The following is an 18,128-nucleotide window of genomic DNA, read 5'->3' as shown; positions in this document are numbered from 1 at the left end:
ACCGTGCCCCTGTATTTGGGTCGGGCCCGGTTGGCGAGTCGCGGGCAACGGATGGCGTTGTTCGCCAAACCCGACGGCCAGGTGTGCTCACACCCCGGGTGCTCGCAACCCGCCGCGCATTCGGAAATCCACCACGCCACCCTCGATTACGCGAAGGGCGGTCTGACCAACATCGACGACCTCGCCCCGGCGTGCCCGAAACACAACCGGATGGTCGGCGACAAACTCGGCCACTACACCACCGGCATCTACCGCGACGGACCCCTCGCCGGCCGGTGTTGGTGGCGCCGTAACGCCGCACCCGGCGCCCCACCCAACCCGAAACGCGTCAACAAACTGCCTGATGTCGGGCCCGACTTCACCGCCGGGCTCGCGAAGGTGCGTGCCGAAATCCACCGGCAACCACCCGACCCACCCGACACGGGTAAACCGTTGCCGGACACCGACACCGGTACTTTCACCGATCCGATCGCCGCGGACCGGAGCTGCCTGGTGGGCTTGGCACCCGGTGACAAGATCCTGCGCACCACCATCGGCACCCCGACCGGCGGCTACGACATCGTCGAGATCATCACCCACGACGGCACGTACGAAGACGCCGACACCGTCGTGGCTACCGACCAGTCGCCGATCGAAGCCCACCTGGCCCACCTGCTCGCCACCCGCGGACACTGACCACCGAAATCTGCCGGTACCAGTCGTCGGCTTGTCGACCGTGGGCACTAGTTGTATCCTTGGGTTACCGGCGAGTAACTTAGCGGTCGTTCGGTTGCGCCTGCCCCAGGACTCCGACCGCACCGGCACGCGAGGTTTCCGGCCGACACATGTAGCGAATATCGCAGGGGATTACGCCCGCGTCAGATAGGAATCCAAATGGGCCACTACAAGAGCAATATGCGCGACCTGCAGTTCAACCTCTTCGAGGTCTTCGAACTGGACAAGGTGCTCGAGTCGGGGGAGTTCGGCGACCTGGACCACGAGACCGCCGTGGACATGCTCCGCGAGGTCAGGACGCTCGCCGAGGGCCCGATCGCGGAGTCGTTCGCCGACGCCGATCGCAACCCGCCGGTCTTCGACCCGGAGACCCACAGCGCCACCATTCCCGAGAGCTTCAAGAAGTCCTACAACGCGTTCGTCGAGGGCGGCTGGGACAAGGTCGGCATCAACGAGGAGCTCGGCGGCATGCCGGCCCCGCGCTCGCTGTACTGGGCGATCGGCGAGATGGTGCTCGGCGCCAATCCGCCGGTGTTCATGTACGCCGCCGGCGCCGGATTCTCCAAGATCTTCTACGACAACGGCACCGATGAGCAGAAGAAGTGGGCAACAATCTGCGCCGAGCGCGGCTGGGGCGCCACCATGGTGCTCACCGAGCCCGACGCCGGCTCCGACGTGGGTGCCGGTCGCACCAAGGCGGTCCAGCAGGAGGACGGCTCCTGGCACATCGACGGCGTGAAGCGCTTCATCACCTCCGCCGACCAGGACATGACCGAGAACATCTTCCACCTGGTGCTCGCCCGTCCCGAGGGTGCGGGCCCGGGCACCAAGGGACTGTCGCTGTTCTTCGTCCCGAAGTTCCACTTCGACCACGAGACCGGTGAACTCGGCGAGCGCAACGGCGCCTTCGTCACCAATGTCGAGCACAAGATGGGCATCAAGGCCTCGACCACCTGTGAGGTGACCTTCGGTCAGCACGGCGTCCCGGCCAAGGGCTGGCTCGTCGGTGAGGTTCACAAGGGCATCGCGCAGATGTTCCAGGTGATCGAGCACGCACGAATGATGGTGGGCACCAAGGCCATCTCGACACTGTCGACCGGTTACCTCAACGCGCTCGAGTACGCCAAGGAGCGCGTGCAGGGCGCCGACATGGTGCAGATGACCGACAAGTCCGCACCGCGTGTCACCATCACCCACCACCCCGATGTTCGTCGTTCGCTGATGACGCAGAAGGCCTACACCGAAGGCCTGCGCGCCATCTACCTCTACACCGCGTCGCACCAGGATGCCGTTGCCGCACAGATCGTTTCGGGTGCTGACGCCGAGACGGCCCACCGCGTCAACGACCTGCTGCTGCCGATCGTCAAGGGCGTCGGCTCCGAGCGCGCGTACGCCAACCTCGGTCATGAGTCGCTGCAGACGCTCGGCGGTTCGGGCTTCTTGCAGGACTACCCGATCGAGCAGTACATCCGCGACTCCAAGATCGACTCGCTCTACGAGGGCACCACGGCCATCCAGGCGCAGGACTTCTTCTTCCGCAAGATCATTCGCGACAAGGGCCAGGCCCTCGCGCACGTCGCCGGACAGATCCAGTCCTTCATCGACTCCGAGGCGGGCAATGGCCGCCTCAAGACCGAGCGTGCGCTGCTCAAGACCGCCCTCGACGACGTGCAGGCCATGGCCGCGTCGCTGACCGGCGACCTGATGAGCGCGCAGGAGAACCCGAAGGACCTCTACAAGGTCGGTCTGGGCTCGGTGCGCTTCTTGATGGCGGTCGGCGACCTGCTGATCGGCTGGCTGCTGCAGCGTCAGGCCGAGATCGCGATCACCAAGCTCGACGAGGGCGTCACCGGCGACGACAAGGCGTTCTACGAGGGCAAGGTCGCCGTCGCAAGCTTCTTCGCCAAGAACATGCTGCCGCTGCTCACCTCGGTCCGCACCACCGTCGAGAACATCGACGGCGAGATCATGGAGCTCGACGAAGCAGCCTTCTGAGCCACCGCCTCAGCGGCTGACTCAAGAGCAGGGGAACCACAAACGACGGGGCCGGAATTCCATGGGGATTCCGGCCCCGTCGTTCTGTGTGTCGCCACCAGGCCGGGTCGCCACCAGGCCGGGCTCACCGGCACAGACACGGCGCGAGCGGCATACTGGGCACCGTGAGTGGTCGCACCTTTCGGATGCACAGCGCCTGGTCGCTCCCTTTTCGGCGGGATGCCGTCTTTGCCGCACTCGCCGACGCCGACAACTATCCGGCCTGGTGGCCGCAGGTGCATGACGCGCGGCGGATCGACGAGAGATCCGGCTCGGCCCGGATGCAATCGTTTCTGCCGGTGTCGCTGCGGGTGCGGCTGACCGAGGAGCTGATAGATCCGGCGGCCGGCGTGCTGCGTGCCCGGCTCACCGGCGACCTCGTCGGCTGGAGTCAGTGGGAGGTCTCCGAAACGGGCCCGGCCTCGGCCACCGCGGACTTCAGCCAGGTCGTCGAGTTCGCCAAAGGTGTTCCGGCGCCACTGTTGTCGCTGCTGCGTCCGGCACTGCACCTCAACCATCGCTACATGATGTGGTCGGGGCGGCGCGGGCTCACCGACCGGCTGGCGGCCGCACAGACACCGCGGCCGCGTCAGGATCTCCGACGCGGCCGTGGTGAGTGAAAGACGTTGGGAAAGAGCTACTTCGGGGGCATCCGAATGCCGCCGTCGACGCGCACGACCTCGGCGTTCATATACGAGTTGGTCACCAACTCGATGACCATCGACGCGAGTTCGTCGGGCACGCCGAGACGACGCGGGAACAGCACCGACTCGCCGAGTTTGGCCTTGAACACCTCGGCGGCCTCACCCTCGCCGTAGATCGGGGTGTCGATGAGGCCGGGGGCGACGGTGTTGACGCGCACGCCTACCGCGGCGAGGTCACGGGCGACCGGCAGGGTCATGCCGACGACGCCACCCTTGGACGACGAGTACGACGCCTGACCGATCTGTCCGTCGAAGGCTGCGACGCTGGCCATGTTGACGATCGCGCCACGCTCGTTGGATTCGAGCGGCTCGTTGCGGCTCATCGCGGTGGCCGCCAGGCGGATGGCGTCGAAGGTGCCGATCAGGTTGATCGCGATGACCTTCTTGTACGCGTCGAGATCATGCGCCGACGAGAATTCGCCGTCCCTGCCGACGGTGCGCTGCGCCCAGCCGATGCCGGCCGAGTTCACCAGGACCCGCAGCGTGCCGAGTTCGGTCGCCTGATTGACGGCGTTCTCGAGGTCCTCGGTCTTGGTCACGTCCACGGCGACGAACTTGCCGTCGACCTCCCTGGCGAGCTCACCGCCCTTCTCCGCGTTCAGGTCGGCGACGATGACCTTCGCGCCCTTGGCCGCCAACTGGCGAACCACCGCGGCGCCGATGCCCGACGCACCACCCGTCACAATTGCACTTGCTCCGTTGATATCCACGGCAGCCACATTACGACGCCTGTGACAGCCCTTACATCCCGGGCCCGAGCGAGCGGTCGGTAGACGGTCACGCGCCGAACAGCGCGGCCAATTGTTCTCGTCTCGCCGATTCGAGTGCCGGGTCGAGGCGCTCACGTCTGCGCAACTCGCACAGCCCATGCAGCGCGCTCCAGAGCAGCTCCGCACGGACATCGACGTCGGGGTCGTCCGGACCGAGCGCGTCGACGATGATCGCGAATCCCCGTCGCATGACCTCGGGGGTCTCCTCCCGCGCGAAACGCGCGGAGATGGGCATGGCGAACATCGCCTCGTAGGTGGCGGGGTTGTCCTGCGCAAACGAGATGTAGGAATCGATAAGGGCCGCAACAGGTCTGGGTGATGCGGCCACCGTGTCGGCGACCGCATCGACGAACTCGGCGAACCCGAGGAGCGCGACTGCGGTGACGATACCGTCGCGGCCGTCGGGGAAATGTTGATAGAGAACCGGCGGCGTGTACTCGATCTCGTCGGCCAGACGACGTGTCGTCACCGCCGCCCAGCCATCACGCTCCGCCAGCTCCCGCGCCGCCGCGACGAGCCGTTGCTGTCGTTCGGTGCGTTCGCGTGCGCGTCGGTCCGCAACTCCCATGCCACAAATCTACCATTGATAGATTGATCTATCACTGTTAGATTTACTTCCACCAACACAAACTCTGGGAGGCGTCACGGACATGGTTTTCCTACAACTGCTGGTCGGGGTCTCGGTGATGGCCAACGCCGTCATCTACGGCATCGACATCTGCGCCGGCGTGATCATGCGGCCGGTGTACGCCGGCGTCGACGACGCGACGATGACCGTGATGGCCGGCCGCGGCCATCACTACGGCGACAAACGCCTGCCGGTGGTCGGCATCACCGGCTTCGTCACCGCCATCGCCGCCACGATCGGCAATCTGATCACCGGTCACATACCCGCCGCGGTGTTCGGCGCGGTCGCGGTGATCGCCCTGACCCTGTGGCTCGTGCTCTACGCGCGTGGCGCCAAGCCGATCAACAGCCGCCAGAAGGAGGCGGCGCTGAGCGGGGTGATCCCCGCGGATGCGCGACAACTACAGAATCGTTGGGATGCCATGGTGCCGACCCGCATCACACTGCAGACCGTGGCGCTCGCCGCGCTCATCGGCGCGCTGGCGATCTGAGGAGACGGCGATGAGCATTCTCTGGTGGACCGGACTCGTCATCGGTTGGGCGCTTGCCCTGGGCATCATCGCGATCGGAGGCGCCTACCTGGCGCGCAACGCCGCCAACGCCGCCGGCTTCGGACTGACGGTCACCGTGCCACCCGAGGCGCGGGCGTGGTGGCAGGTCAAGGGAATCCGTGATCTGACAACGGGCGTGCTCGTCATCGCGTTCACCTTCGCGGGCACCGACCGACTGCCACTGCTCCTCGGCGTTCTCGCGATCGTCCCCATCGGCGACATGCTGATCGTGCTCGGGCAACGTGGTAACACGGCCCGCGCCCTGGGCATTCATGGTCTGACGGCGCTTCTTCTGCTGCTCGCCGCTGTGCTCATGGGGATCGGGCACGCAGCCTGGTGATCGGGCGCGCACGGCGCCGGTCGGGTGGCGCGATGACCGCAGGTGCACTCTTGATAAAGAACGAGGGCCTGACCGGCGAGAATTCGCTGGTCAGGCCCTCGGTGTGAGAGGCGCTCCGGTCGTGCTGTCGGGTCGGGGGTCTGACAGACCGACCGGAGCTATCCCGTATATCTACGAGACCCCCGTCCGCGTTACAGCACGGGGCACTTTTTATCGGCCGGCATTTCTCAGCCCTCGATGATGGCGGTGACGCCCTGGCCACCGGCGGCACAGATCGAGATCAGGGCGCGGCCGCCACCGTTCTCCTTGATCGTCTTGGCGGCCTGGGCCACGATGCGTCCGCCGGTGGCGGCGAACGGGTGACCGGCGGCAAGCGACGAGCCGTGCACGTTCAGCTTGCTGCGGTCGATGGACCCGAGCGCCTTGTCGAGACCCAGACGCTCCTTGCAGTACTCCTCGGACTCCCAGGCCTGCAGCGTCGCGAGGACCACCGACGCGAACGCCTCGTGGATCTCGTAGAAGTCGAAGTCCTGCAGAGTGAGTCCGTTGCGTTCGAGCAACCGCGGCACCGCATAGGTCGGGGCCATCAGCAGGCCGTCGGGGCCGTTGACGTAATCGACTGCGGCGGTCTCGGAGTCGACGAAGTAGGCCAGGACGGGAATGCCCTTCTCCTGCGCCCACTCGTCGCTGGCGAGCAGCACCGTCGAGGCACCGTCGGTCAGCGGGGTGGAGTTGCCCGCCGTCATGGTGGCGTCCCCGAGAGAGACGCCGAAGACCGGCTTGAGCTTGGCGAGCTTCTCCGCGGTCGAGTCTCCACGCAGGTTCTGGTCGCGGGTCAGCCCGAGGAACGGGGTGACCAGATCGTCGAAGAATCCGGAGTCGTAGGCGGCCGCCATGTTCTGGTGGCTCGCCGCGGCGAGCGCATCCTGATCGGCACGCTTGATGCCGAACTCCTTGGCGGTCTCGGCCGCGTGCTCGCCCATCGACATGCCGGTGCGCGGCTCGCCGTTGCGGGGGATCTCGATGCCGAGTTTGGGCAGCGCCTTGAGCAGGCCGAGCACCTGATCGCGCGGGCTACGGGCCCGGTTCACCTCGAGCAGGCCGCGGCGGAAGCCTTCCGACACACCGATCGGTGCATCGGAGGTGGTGTCGACGCCACCGCCGACCGCCACGTCATAGCGGCCACGCGCGACGCCGTCGGCGACCGCGGTGATGGCCTGCAGGCCGGTACCGCAGGCCTGCTGGATGTCGAAGGCAGGCGTGTAGGGCGAGAGCGCCGACCCCAGCACGCATTCGCGGATGAGATTGAAATCACGCGCGTGCTTCAGGACGGCGCCGCCGGCCACCATGCCCAGTCGTTCACCCTGGAGGCTGTAGCGACTGACGAGCCCGTCGAGGGCTGCGGTGAACATGTCTTGGTTGCTGACCTTGGCGTATGCCTTGTCCTGGCGGGCAAACGGAATACGGTTGCCGCCGAGGATCGCGACCGGGCGCTCGGTGCGGGTCTTGGGTGTGTTGGCCACGAGAGATCTCCCAGGGTTCGAGTGGTACCTATAGCGTATTCTTACTCCAGAGTAAGTTACATGTCGAACGGCGCTCCATATGCGAGCGTCCTCGATCACACCGAGCGTGAGAACAATCAGAGGAGATTCACGTGGCTGCCAACTCCACCACCGCCGGCCTGTACTCGAGTTTCGTGCACTCCGGGCCCGGCGCGTTCATCGCCAAACAGGCCGGTTTGCCGGTGCCGCCGCCGCTGCGCCGGTACAAGGCGTCCCAGCCACCGCTGTCCGGTCCGGTGCTGCTCGGCGGGCAGGGCCGGCTGATCGAGCCGCTGCGCGAGCTGCTCACCGACCCGGACTACACCTTGATCGAGAACGCCACCACCGGCCGTGGTGCCGACAAGTACGGCGGTCTCGTCTTCGATGCCACCGGCATCACCAAGCCGGCCGAGCTCGAGCAGCTCTTCGAATTCTTCGGCCCGGTCCTGCGCTCGACCGCACCGTGCGCGCGCTTCCTGGTCATCGGCACCACGCCGGAACTCATCACCGACCCCGATGAGCGAGTGGCCCAGCGCGCCCTCGAGGGCTTCACCCGCTCACTGGGCAAGGAACTCCTCAAGGGCTCGACGGTCCAGCTCGTCTACGTCTCCCCCGACGCCAAGACCGGCCTCACCGGCCTCGAGTCGACGCTGCGCTTCGTGCTGTCGGCCAAGTCGGCGTTCGTCGACGCCCAGGTGATCCGGGTCGGCGCCGACGACGCGGCCGCACCGACCAGCTGGGACAAGCCGCTCGACGGCAAGGTGGCCGTGGTCACCGGCGCGGCGCGCGGTATCGGCGCGACCATCGCCGAGGTCCTCGCCCGCGACGGCGCCCACGTGATCTGCGCCGACATCCCGGCCTCCGGCGAGGCGCTCGCCCAGACCGCCAACAAGGTCGGCGGCACGTCGTTCCCCCTCGACGTCAGCGCGCCCGACGCCGGCGCGAAGCTCGCCGAGCACGCCCTCGAGCGGCACGGCGGCATCGACATCATCGTCAACAACGCCGGTATCACCCGCGACAAGCTGCTCGCCAACATGGACGATGCCCGCTGGAACTCGGTGATCTCGGTCAACCTGATCGCCCCACAGCAGTTGGTCAACGCCCTCGTCGAGCGCAACGCCATCAAGGAGGGCGGCGCCGTCGTCGACGTGTCGTCGATCGCCGGTATCGCAGGCAACCGCGGCCAGACCAACTACGGCACCTCCAAGGCCGGGGTCATCGGCCTCGTCGACGCCTACGCCCCCATCCTCGCCGAGAAGGGCATCACCATCAACGCGGTCGCCCCGGGCTTCATCGAGACCAAGATGACCGCCGCGATCCCGCTGGCCACCCGCGAGGCCGGCCGCCTGATGAGCTCGCTGCAGCAGGGCGGGCAGACCGTCGACGTCGCCGAAACCGTTGCCTACTTTGCAAATCCGGCGTCCAACGCCATCACCGGCAACGTGGTCCGCGTGTGCGGCCAGGGCTTCCTGGGGGCGTGATGAGCAAGACCATCACCCTCGCCGCGCCACCGAGCACCGCCGACGTCTACTCCAAGGCCGTCACCGCAATGCTCCCCGTGATCGGCAAACCGGCCAAGGTGCGGGCCGACGCAAAGATCCCCGATCGGCACTACCGGCTGGAGAACGTCCGCGTCGATCCCGACCGGCTCCTGGCCTACACCCGCGCCACCGGGCAGCAATTCGGCACCACGCTGCCCATCACCTACCCGTTCGTGCTGCAGTTCCCGCTGGCCATGAAGATCATGACCGACGGCGACTTCCCTTTCGGCGCAGTCGGTTCGGTACACGTCGAGAATTCGATCCACCGGCTGCGCCCGATCGGCCTCGACGAGCCGCTGACGATCGAGAGCCATGCCGAGAACCTGCGCGAGCACCGCAAGGGCATGCTCGTCGACATGGTGTCGGAGATCAGCGTCGGCACCGAGCTGGTCACCCGGCAGGTGGCGACCTTCCTCAAACAGCAGCGCACCAGTCTCTCCGACGAGCCCCGCGGACCGCAGCCGCGCGAGCAGGCCCCGCCACCGCCGGATGCGATCCTGGCAGTGAATCTGGGGCGGATCCGCGAGTACGCGGCCGCCTCCGGTGATCGCAACCCGATCCATATGGGCGACCTGACCGCGAAGGCATTCGGATTCCCCAAGGCGATCGCGCACGGAATGTGGAGTGCGGCAGCCGCGGTGGCCAACATCGAGGCGCAGCTGCCCGACGACGTCACCTACTCGGTGCGCTGGGGCAAGCCGATCCTGTTGCCCGCCAAGGTCAATCTGTACGTGCACCGGATCGACGGGGCCGGCACCGGAGCCGGGGCCAAGGTGTCGGGCAACTTCGACATCTCGATCCGCAACCGGCGCAAGGGTTATCCGCACCTGACGGCGACCACGCGCAACGACTGAGGTACCACCGACACTCGCGAGGACCCTCATCCGGCACCGGCCGGGTGAGGGTCCTCTGCGTTGGTGGCCGACCGCTACATCGGCGTGTGGATGCCCACACCCTTCAGACCGCGCCAGGTGATGCCGACGAGCAGGTCGGTGGCGGTCTCGAGGTCGACGTCGCCCTCGCTCATGCGGTCGGCGACGGCCTCACCGGCACCGACGAGCGCGATCGCGGTGAGCTCGAAGTCGATGTCCCGGGCACCTTCGACGGTGGTGCCGCGGCGGATCAGTTCCGACACCATCTCGACCACCTGGCGACGGCTGGTGCTGACGGTGTCGGCGAAGGCGGCCGCACCGACGGCCACCCGATACAGCACCTGCCACGATTCGCGGTGTTCGTCGACGTACCGGAGGAATTCCCGGACCACCGTGCGCGCCTGCTCGCTCTGACGCAGGGTCGGATCGAAACCCACCGCCATCGAATCCATGAAACGGCCGGATTCGCGGGCGATGCAGGCGCTGAACAACTCTTCCTTGGACCCGTAGTACAGGTACAGCATCGGTTTGCTGATCTGCGCCTGCGCGGCGATGGAATCCATCGACGTGTCACGGAAACCGTTCTCGGCGAACACCGAGACCGCGGCGTCGAGCATCTGCTGCTCGCGCACTGCCCGTGGCAGCCGCTTGGTACCGCCGGCCATGATGGTTCTCCTCACATTCGCCGCATACCCACCACCGGTGGGCAATCAGATCATCTTACCGTTCGGTAAGGTCAACGCACTCGGCCGCGCCGCGCCGTGGTCTATTCGGCGGCCGCCGGCACCGGGGCCGTCAGCACCTCAACTGCCCCTTGGCGCGCAGGATCCGCACGACCGACGCGTTCACCCCCGCCTCGCTGAGCCGGCCGGCATGCACCGCGGCCTCGAGGCTGTCGAGCACCGCCGTCACCTTGTCGGTGGTGATCCACAGCGCGATGTCACCACCGGCGACGAGGAATCGTTGCACCGCCTGCGGGAGCGGGTAGCGCTGCGTGATGGCGCCCATGCCGGACAGATCGTCGGAGAAGACGACGCCGTCGAAGGCCGGACCGCCGTAGGGCTGCCCGGTCCGCAACATCCGAATGGCGTTGGCGCTCAAGCTCGCCGGTGTATCGCCGACGGTCAGTCCGGGCACGATGAGGTGCCCGACCATCACCGCCGCGTTACCCGGGTTCTTCAACAGTGTCCGGTAGGGCACCAGATCGCTCTGCTCGAGCTGCGCCAGCGGAGGCGTCCGCACCACGCCCAGATGTGAATCGCCCGAGCCGTGCCCGTGGCCGGGAAAGTGTTTGAAGACCGGCATGACGCCCGCCGATTCGAGGCCCTGCGCAAAGGCCTGTGCGTAGCGCGTGACCGTCTCCGGATCGTTGGAGAACGAGCGGTCGCCGATCACCTCGTCGTCGCTCTCATCGCTGACGTCGGCCACCGGCGCATAGTCGACCGTGATGCCCTTGGCCCGCATCTGCCTGCCGAGGTTTGCCGCGAGTGCGCGCACCTGCTCGGGCGTGTCGGTGCGGGCCATCTCGCGTGCCGACGGATTGTCGATCCCCAGCGAGGCCAGCCGCGAGACCCGGCCGCCCTCCTGGTCGACGCTGATCATCAGCGGGATCGTGGACTTGCCGGTGACCCGCGCCAGGTTGGCGCCGTTCAGGATCGACTTGTCGGTCCAGCTGCCGATGAAGATGCCGCCGACCGGTTCCCGCGACACCAGCGAATACGCGTCATCGGTACCGGTCACCCCGACCACGATCGACTGACCCAGCTTCTGCCGCAGCGACATCTTGGCGACCGTCTCCGCGCCGCACCCGGTCGGCTGGACGGCCCCACTTGCCGAGGGCGACGCGGAGGACGACGAGGCCGACGGCGACGGCGAGGCCGTACTCGACGACGTCGGGGCCGCCGACGAGGAGTCGGTGTCGCAGGCCACGACGCCGACGCCGGCCACACATACCGCCGCGGCCAGGCACATCAGGTCACGGACGTGGCGGAACCGGCGCCGTCGAGTTGAGCCCATGGCACGAGTGTTGCATGTAGGCTTGGGCAATGGACTCTCGCCATCGGGAGCACAGTGGGTCGGCAACGTCCGATGCGGCGATCGCCGCTGGTCCACGCGGTAGTGCGGACGTGGCGCAGTCGTTGATGATCGCCTTCGACGGCGGGCCCAATTCCGAACGCGCCATCCGCTACGCCGCACGGTTCCTGAAGGCATCGACGGCACATGTCGTCACCGCGTGGCAGCCCGGCACCTTGAATCCGGCGCGGATGTCGAGTGTGTCCGCGGGCATCCAGCCCTTCGTCGACACCTCACCCCTCGAGATCGACGTCGACGACGCGTTGCGCGCCGAGGCGGCCGAGATCAACACCCGCGGCGTCGAGTTGGCGCGTACGGCCGGGCTCGACGCCACCGGAACGCTGGTGGAGGTCGAATCGACGGTGTGGGGTGCGCTCGTCGCCGCGGCCGACGCCCTCGACGTGGACCTGCTGGTCACAGGTACGCGGGGAGACTCCGGGTTGAAGGCTCTGCTGCGGTCGAGCGTGGCCGGACACGTCCTCAAACACTCGCACCGGCCGGTCTTCATCGTTCCGGCCTCCTGCGACAAGCAACACCCGGTGAACCCGTAACGCCCTCGGCGGATCGGGATCGACCGGCGGCGATGGTAGTTTCGTCGTCATGCGTAGAAACCGCGTGATCGCCGGAGCCGTCGCCGGAATCGCCGGCATCGTCGTCGGCCTCGGCGCGGTGTTCCTCGGGGGATTCCTGTCGGCACAGACGAGCCCGTCGACCGATCTGAACAACATCAATCCGAACAGCGGCTTCGTACAGGGATCGGTGGACTACGGATCACGAGGTGGCGCCGGCGACGGCCAGTGACCTCGCATGACCCCGCCGTGTCGACGGGCGGTGTGTCGACGGGGAGTATCTCGACAGGGGTACCGGCCCTGGGCCGTCGCGGCGTTGTCGTTGCCACGCTGATCGCCCTGGTCATCGCCTTCGCGCAGTCCCCCGGCCGCACGGCCGCCGACACCAAACTCGACCTCACCGCCAACCCGCTGGGATTCCTGGCGCGCGCCGCGCACCTGTGGACGCCGCAGGCGCCGCTGGGACAGGTACAGAACCAGGCCTACGGCTACTTCTTTCCGCACGGGACGTTCTTCGCCGTCGGTGAACTGCTGAACTTCCCACCGTGGGTGACCCAGCGGCTGTGGTGGGCGCTGCTGCTCGTCGTCGGATTCGTCGGCCTCGTCCGCGTCGCCGAGGCGCTGGGCATCGGGTCCCCCGGCTCGCGGCTGCTGGCCGGCGCGGTCTTCGTGCTGTCGCCGCGGGTGCTGACCACGCTCGGGTCGATCTCGTCGGAAACCCTGCCGATGATGCTGGCGCCCTGGGTACTACTGCCGGTGATCCGGGCCCTCGACCACGGTTCGACGCCCACCTGGCGGTACGCACTCGCATCGGCGGTGGCGGTCGCGCTGATGGGTGCGGTCAATGCGGTTGCCACCCTCGGTGCGCTGGGCGTGGCGGTCGTCTGGTTCCTGCTGGCCGGGGGGCGCCCCCCGCGGCGCGGGGGGGGGCGGGGGGGGGGGGGGGGGTGGGTGCGGGGGGGCCGCCCGCCCCGCGGTCGGGGGGGCCGCGCGGTTCGGGCTGGCGTGGGCAGGCGGATTGGTGCTCGCCTGCGCCTGGTGGATCGTGCCACTGCTCATCCTGTCCCGGGTGTCGCCGCCGTTCCTCGACTTCATCGAGTCCTCGCGCGTGACCACCGAGTGGATGTCGCTGACCGAGGTGCTACGCGGCACCAGTTCCTGGACGCCGTTCGTCTCGCCGGAACGGATCGCCGGTGCGGTTCTGGTGACCCAGCCGGCCGCGGTGCTGGCGACCGGCACCCTCGCCGCCGCCGGGCTGGCGGGATTGTGTATGCGGCACATGCCCTATCGGCGGCGCGCGATCATCGTGCTACTCATCGGCCTGCTGCTGATGTGCACCGGTTTCGCCGGCGGGCTCGGCTCGCCGATCGCCGAACCTGTGCGCGTATTCCTCGACGGGCCGGGTGCGTTCCTGCGCAACGTGCACAAGTTCGAGCCGTTCATCCGGTTACCGTTGGTGCTCGGTGTCGCCCATCTCCTGGCGCGCGTGCCCATGCCCGGCGCGGCGGGGATGCGGCCCTGGTTGGCAGCGTTCGCCCATCCGCAGCGGTCGCGGCCGGTGGCGGCGGCCATCGTCGTCGTCGTCGCACTCGCCGGTGCGGGCTCGCTGATGTGGACCGGCCAACTCGCCCCCGACGGGGCCTATCGTGCGATCCCCGACTACTGGAAGCAGACCGCGTCGTGGCTCGACGACCACAGCCACGACGGCGTCGCCGCGTCCGGCACCGAGCAACGGGCACTGGTGGTTCCGGGCGCGCCGTTCGCCGACCAGTTATGGGGGTTGACGCGTGACGAGCCGATGCAGGCACTTGCGAAGTCCCCGTGGGCTGTTCGCGACGCGATCCCACTCACACCGCCCGGCGCCATCCGCGCCCTCGACTCCGTACAACGAAGCCTCGCCGACGGCCGATCGTCGCCGGGATTGGCGGCGACACTGGCAAATCAGGGAATCGGCTTCGTGGTGTTGCGCGCCGACCTCGACCCGGACACGTCGAGGTCGGCGCGGCCCCTGCTCGCCCAGCAGGCCCTCGACGGATCGCCGGGGCTCGTGAAGGCCGCGTCGTTCGGCCCCCTTGTCAGCCAGCCGACCGCGAGATCGGTGGTGCGGGACAACGGCTTACGGCCACCCATGCAGGCCGTGCAGATCTACCGGGTCGGCGGGGCGGCCGGCGTCGGCCCGTCGCTCACCGATCTCGACCGGATGCCGCGGATCGCGGGCGGCCCCGAATCGCTGGCCGCACTTCAGGATCTGCGTGCCCGGCTCGGTGAACCGGCGGCCGGACCGGCCCTGCTCGAGGCGGACGCGCGGCGCGCCGGGCTGCCCGACGCCCCGGCGATCATCACCGACACCCCGACCGACCGGGAGACCGACTTCGGCCGGGTCGACGACCACAGTTCGGCGATCCGCGGCGACGGCGACCCCCGCCGCACCCAGAATGCGGCACCCGATTACCCCGTCGACGGGCAACCGCTCACGCAGGGCCAGTGGCTGCTCGACAATCAACCTGGTGCGCTACGAGTGTCGACGTCGGGGTCGGCGGCCGATGCCACCCAGCCCGGACAGACCTCACCGGCGAGCTCTGCGGCCGCCGCCTTCGACGGCGACCCGTCGACGGCCTGGGTCAGCAGCGGCCTCTCCTCGGCGGTCGGTCAGTGGATGCGCCTCGACTTCGACCGTCCGCGTAGCGATCTCGCGCTGCGGCTCACGACCGCCAAGGCCCTCGGACCGGAGGTGTCGTCGATCGTGGTGACCACCGAGGCCGGGTCGACAGTGGCCTCCGGCCTGAAACCGGGCAAGCCGGTGACGGTCACCCTGCCCAGCGGCCCGACCCGCTGGGTGCAGATCCGGGCGTCGGCAACCGACGATGACACGGCCGGAAATCAATTCGCCCTCGGCGAGGTGGGAGCGATCGATCTGGCGTCCGGGCTGCCGTTGACGATCCGGCACCGGGTGGTGCTCCCGCCGCGCGAGACCGGTACCCGGGTGGCGGGTTGGCTTCTCACCCAAGAACTCTCGGGCCGATCGACGTGCGTCGACCAGCCCGTCGGCACCGATGACGGCTCGGCGTCGGTGCGGGTGCGGTGCGCGTCGGGACTCGGCCTGTCGGCCGAGACCCCGGGGGTGCTGACGCGCGCGCTGTCGGTACCCGCGCCGACCGACGTCACACCGGCGGTGGTGTTGCGCCCCAAACCCGGGGATGCGCTCGACGCGCTGCGCAGCGCCCCGGCGACGGTGCGTGCGACCGGGGCGTCGGAGGTCAACGACCCGCGCGGATCCGCTCAGGCCGCCGTCGACGGCGACCCCGGAACCGTCTGGACCGCAGCCGAACCCACGAAGAAGGGCGACAAGCCCACCCTCACCTTGTCGCTGCCCGCACCGCAAGAGGTCCGGGGTCTGCGGATCGTCGTACCGACCGACCATCCGGCCGCGCCCACCGAGGTCGCGGTCGATCTCGGTACCGGTCCGCAGCGCGTGCGGGTGGGCGCCGACGGCACGGTCGCGCTGCGTTCGGCAGTCACCGACCACCTCACCATCACCGTGCTCGACCGCGGCGAGTTGCTCGACGTCAACAGTCTCGGATTCGCCAGTCGCGCACCGGTCGGTATCGCCGAGATCCAGGTCTTGCCCGCCCCGACCGCCGGGCCGCCCGCCGACCGGCCCGTCGACATCGGATGCGACGCCGGCATCGGGATCACCGTGTCGGGTCAGGTGATCGGGTTGTCGGTGCACACCACGGCCGCCGCCCTGCGCGACGGCGACCCGGTGGTGGCGCGGCCGTGCTCGCCGGCCGCGGCCCGGTTGCCGGCAGGCGAACAGGAACTGTCGATCAACCCCGGGTCGGCGTTCACCGTCGAGAGCGCCTGGCTGGGCAATACCGCCCCCGCCGACGCGGCCATGGTGGCCGCACCCGAGCCGGTGACGCACCCCGTCGTCGAGCAGTGGCAGGCGACGGCGCGCAGCGTGCGCGTCGACGCCGCACCGGGCCGGCGCGTGCTGTCGGTGCCGGAGAGCACCAACCCGGGGTGGGTCGCCGAACTCGGCGGTCACACCCTCGAGCCGGTCGTCGTCGACGGCTGGCAACAGGGCTGGCTGATCCCGGCCGGCGAGTCGGGGGCGGTCACGTTGAGATTCCGCTACGACAGCGTCTACCGCTGGTCGCTGGTCGTCGGATTCGTCTTGCTCGCAGCGCTTTTCGGGTTGGCATTCGCCGGACGGCGGTTCCGTCCGAGCACTGCCGGCGATCAGACGGGCACTGCCGCCGCCCTCGGCGACAGAACGGGCACCCTCGGCGCGGTGGCGGGCGCCCTCGGCGGATTGGCGAGCGCCTGGCTGCTGGCCGGCTGGTGGGGCGTGGCGGTGGGTGCGGCCGCGGGTCTTGCCGTCATCGCCCTGCGGCCGCCGATGATCGTGGTGGCGGCCTTCGTCGCGATGATGCTCGCCACCGCCGGATTGGCGGCCGGCCCCTGGCATTCGCCGACCGGGTACCACGGGTTCTCGTGGTGGGTTCAGCTGCCCGCGCTGGTCGCGGTGTCACTGGTGATCGCCTCGGCGATGCCGTCGTCGCTGCCGTCGACATTGCGCCGATGGATCCGTGCGCTCTCGCGGCGCCGCAACCACTGACGCGCCGGTTCTTCGATGAAGGCGTAGGCGGCCGCGGAGATGCCGATCGTGACGACGGCGGTGATGGCCCAGACCAGCACCGAATCGCCACTGAACGGCACGATCCCGAAGAGCCCGAACACCACGGCGAGCACCGCGACATGCCAGATGAAGATGCCGTAGGACCACCTGCCGAGCGCCATCATCACCGGCGAGGTGAGGAACCGGAACTGTGCTCGCGCACTTCGTGATCGGCGTCCGAAAGGCTTCTCGCACACGAGTGGCGCGAGTATCGCGAAGCCGCACAGCGCGCCGAGGGCCATCTTGGTGGCGAATTGCCACGGCGCGAGATCGCCGAGACCGGTGGGCCCGGCGATCGGCGTGCATGCCAGCCCGTAGGCGACGACGAGGAGTACCAGCATCCATCCGCGGCGGGCACCCACGCGTTCGATGGCACGGGTGAACCGCGTCGAGCCGCCGAGTTCCGCGGCCCCGGACACCTCCGCGACGACGAGCCCCGCGACAAACCATGGCAGATGCCCGAACACCCAGTTGGTGGGCTGCACCCCGTCGGGCACCGGCAGCAGTTGCGCCACCCACGCCCAGCCCAGACTCAGGACTCCGAGACCGAGCAGCACCGGGGTGCGGGCGTCGGCGCGCACCCCCCGCAACCGCCACAGCGCGAATCCCAGGATCGGCAGAAGCAGGTAGAAGGCCACCTCGACCGACAGACTCCACATCTGGGTCAGGCCCGCAGTCAGCGACAGCGGCACGAAGACCTGGGTGAGGGTGAGGTTGGCCAGCCACACGGTGAGATCGGCGCCGCGCGCCTCCGGCAGCAACGTCAGCACGACCACGACGACGACCACGTAGGCGGGCCAGATACGCACGAATCGGTGGCGCAGATAGCGCCGCACCGACGGGGGCCGGGCCGCGCGATGCGCCGCGGCGACCCAGTTGCGCCACAGCAGGAATCCCGACAACGCGAAGAACAGGGCGACGGCCAGATCCAGCCGGCCCAGGATCGGGCCGAGGATCGGGGTGCGTACCGCGCCGGTCTGGAAGGCGACGTGGGTGGTCAGCACGCCCAGCGCCGCGACCGCACGCATCCCCTCGAGTTGCGGGAAGAACCGCCGGTACTCGGGGACGGCATCGGTGACGGGCTGGGTGGACATGCTGGGTCACAGGGTAA

General features: G+C 68.6%; 16 protein-coding genes and 1 pseudogene. 11 read left to right on the top strand and 6 right to left on the bottom strand.

Annotation, left to right across the window (positions count from 1 at the left end; genetic code table 11):
* The 3 genes from ACPXB3_RS09795 to ACPXB3_RS09785 all read left to right on the top strand — a co-directional run.
* On the top strand, window positions 1-675 hold a 675-nt coding region (locus ACPXB3_RS09795), incomplete at its 5' end, for an HNH endonuclease signature motif containing protein (RefSeq protein WP_425727489.1).
* 198 nt (window positions 676-873) lie between these two features.
* On the top strand, window positions 874-2,709 hold the full coding sequence (locus ACPXB3_RS09790; protein ID WP_425704240.1) for an acyl-CoA dehydrogenase: 1,836 nt from the start codon (window positions 874-876) through the stop codon (window positions 2,707-2,709).
* A gap of 164 nt (window positions 2,710-2,873) precedes the next feature.
* Window positions 2,874-3,368, top strand: coding sequence for an SRPBCC family protein (locus tag ACPXB3_RS09785; RefSeq protein WP_425727488.1), 495 nt, complete (start codon window positions 2,874-2,876; stop codon window positions 3,366-3,368).
* 17 nt (window positions 3,369-3,385) lie between these two features.
* Here ACPXB3_RS09785 and ACPXB3_RS09780 read toward each other — a convergent pair whose 3' ends face one another.
* Window positions 3,386-4,162, bottom strand: a complete 777-nt coding sequence (locus tag ACPXB3_RS09780; protein ID WP_425704238.1) for an SDR family NAD(P)-dependent oxidoreductase — start codon at window positions 4,160-4,162, stop codon at window positions 3,386-3,388.
* A gap of 67 nt (window positions 4,163-4,229) precedes the next feature.
* Window positions 4,230-4,790 carry a TetR/AcrR family transcriptional regulator gene (locus ACPXB3_RS09775; protein ID WP_425704237.1) on the bottom strand — a complete coding sequence of 187 codons (561 nt, stop codon included), beginning with the start codon at window positions 4,788-4,790 and terminating at the stop codon, window positions 4,230-4,232.
* A gap of 82 nt (window positions 4,791-4,872) precedes the next feature.
* On the opposite strand from ACPXB3_RS09775, the gene ACPXB3_RS09770 reads away from it, so the two are divergent.
* Window positions 4,873-5,340 carry a DUF1772 domain-containing protein gene (locus ACPXB3_RS09770; protein WP_425727487.1) on the top strand — a complete coding sequence of 156 codons (468 nt, stop codon included), beginning with the start codon at window positions 4,873-4,875 and terminating at the stop codon, window positions 5,338-5,340.
* Between the two features lie 10 nt (window positions 5,341-5,350).
* A complete protein-coding gene (locus tag ACPXB3_RS09765; protein ID WP_425704235.1) occupies window positions 5,351-5,740 on the top strand; it encodes a DUF4267 domain-containing protein in 390 nt (129 codons plus the stop codon).
* Window positions 5,741-5,967: 227 nt separating this feature from the next.
* Here the strand turns inward: ACPXB3_RS09765 and ACPXB3_RS09760 are convergent, their stop codons facing one another.
* Entirely contained in the window at window positions 5,968-7,263 is a 1,296-nt protein-coding gene (locus tag ACPXB3_RS09760) for an acetyl-CoA C-acetyltransferase (RefSeq protein ID WP_425704234.1), read from the bottom strand.
* A 131-nt stretch (window positions 7,264-7,394) separates the two neighbouring features.
* On the opposite strand from ACPXB3_RS09760, the gene ACPXB3_RS09755 reads away from it, so the two are divergent.
* Both ACPXB3_RS09755 and ACPXB3_RS09750 read left to right on the top strand, forming a co-directional pair.
* Entirely contained in the window at window positions 7,395-8,762 is a 1,368-nt protein-coding gene (locus tag ACPXB3_RS09755) for a 3-oxoacyl-ACP reductase (RefSeq protein ID WP_425704233.1), read from the top strand.
* A complete protein-coding gene (locus ACPXB3_RS09750; protein ID WP_425727486.1) occupies window positions 8,762-9,676 on the top strand; it encodes a MaoC/PaaZ C-terminal domain-containing protein in 915 nt (304 codons plus the stop codon). Before ACPXB3_RS09755 ends, ACPXB3_RS09750 begins: the two co-directional genes overlap by 1 nt.
* A gap of 74 nt (window positions 9,677-9,750) precedes the next feature.
* Here ACPXB3_RS09750 and ACPXB3_RS09745 read toward each other — a convergent pair whose 3' ends face one another.
* Entirely contained in the window at window positions 9,751-10,359 is a 609-nt protein-coding gene (locus ACPXB3_RS09745; protein WP_425704231.1) for a TetR/AcrR family transcriptional regulator, read from the bottom strand.
* A gap of 130 nt (window positions 10,360-10,489) precedes the next feature.
* On the bottom strand, window positions 10,490-11,710 hold the full coding sequence (locus ACPXB3_RS09740) for a glycoside hydrolase family 3 N-terminal domain-containing protein (protein WP_425727485.1): 1,221 nt from the start codon (window positions 11,708-11,710) through the stop codon (window positions 10,490-10,492).
* 29 nt (window positions 11,711-11,739) lie between these two features.
* On the opposite strand from ACPXB3_RS09740, the gene ACPXB3_RS09735 reads away from it, so the two are divergent.
* The 4 genes and pseudogenes from ACPXB3_RS09735 to ACPXB3_RS09720 all read left to right on the top strand — a co-directional run bounded on the left by ACPXB3_RS09735 (window position 11,740) and on the right by ACPXB3_RS09720 (window position 16,957).
* Window positions 11,740-12,318, top strand: coding sequence for a universal stress protein (locus ACPXB3_RS09735; protein WP_425704229.1), 579 nt, complete (start codon window positions 11,740-11,742; stop codon window positions 12,316-12,318).
* A gap of 49 nt (window positions 12,319-12,367) precedes the next feature.
* Window positions 12,368-12,568 (top strand): DUF2613 domain-containing protein, encoded by a 201-nt coding sequence (locus ACPXB3_RS09730; protein ID WP_425704228.1) that lies wholly within the window; start codon window positions 12,368-12,370, stop codon window positions 12,566-12,568.
* Window positions 12,565-13,179 (top strand): annotated as a pseudogene (locus ACPXB3_RS09725) (alpha-(1->3)-arabinofuranosyltransferase domain-containing protein); the annotation flags it as partial. The gene ACPXB3_RS09730 and the pseudogene ACPXB3_RS09725, both read left to right, overlap by 4 nt.
* A 202-nt stretch (window positions 13,180-13,381) precedes the next feature.
* Window positions 13,382-16,957 carry an alpha-(1->3)-arabinofuranosyltransferase domain-containing protein gene (locus ACPXB3_RS09720; protein WP_425727484.1) on the top strand — a complete coding sequence of 1,192 codons (3,576 nt, stop codon included), beginning with the start codon at window positions 13,382-13,384 and terminating at the stop codon, window positions 16,955-16,957.
* Here ACPXB3_RS09720 and ACPXB3_RS09715 read toward each other — a convergent pair.
* A complete protein-coding gene (locus ACPXB3_RS09715) occupies window positions 16,843-18,111 on the bottom strand; it encodes an acyltransferase family protein (RefSeq protein ID WP_425727483.1) in 1,269 nt (422 codons plus the stop codon). The genes ACPXB3_RS09720 and ACPXB3_RS09715 overlap by 115 nt on opposite strands.
* Window positions 18,112-18,128: the final 17 nt, after the last annotated feature.

The sequence above is a fragment of the Gordonia sp. DT219 genome (assembly GCF_049847065.1).
Classification (GTDB): domain Bacteria; phylum Actinomycetota; class Actinomycetes; order Mycobacteriales; family Mycobacteriaceae; genus Gordonia.
This window is presented reverse-complemented; position numbering and strand designations above follow the sequence as displayed.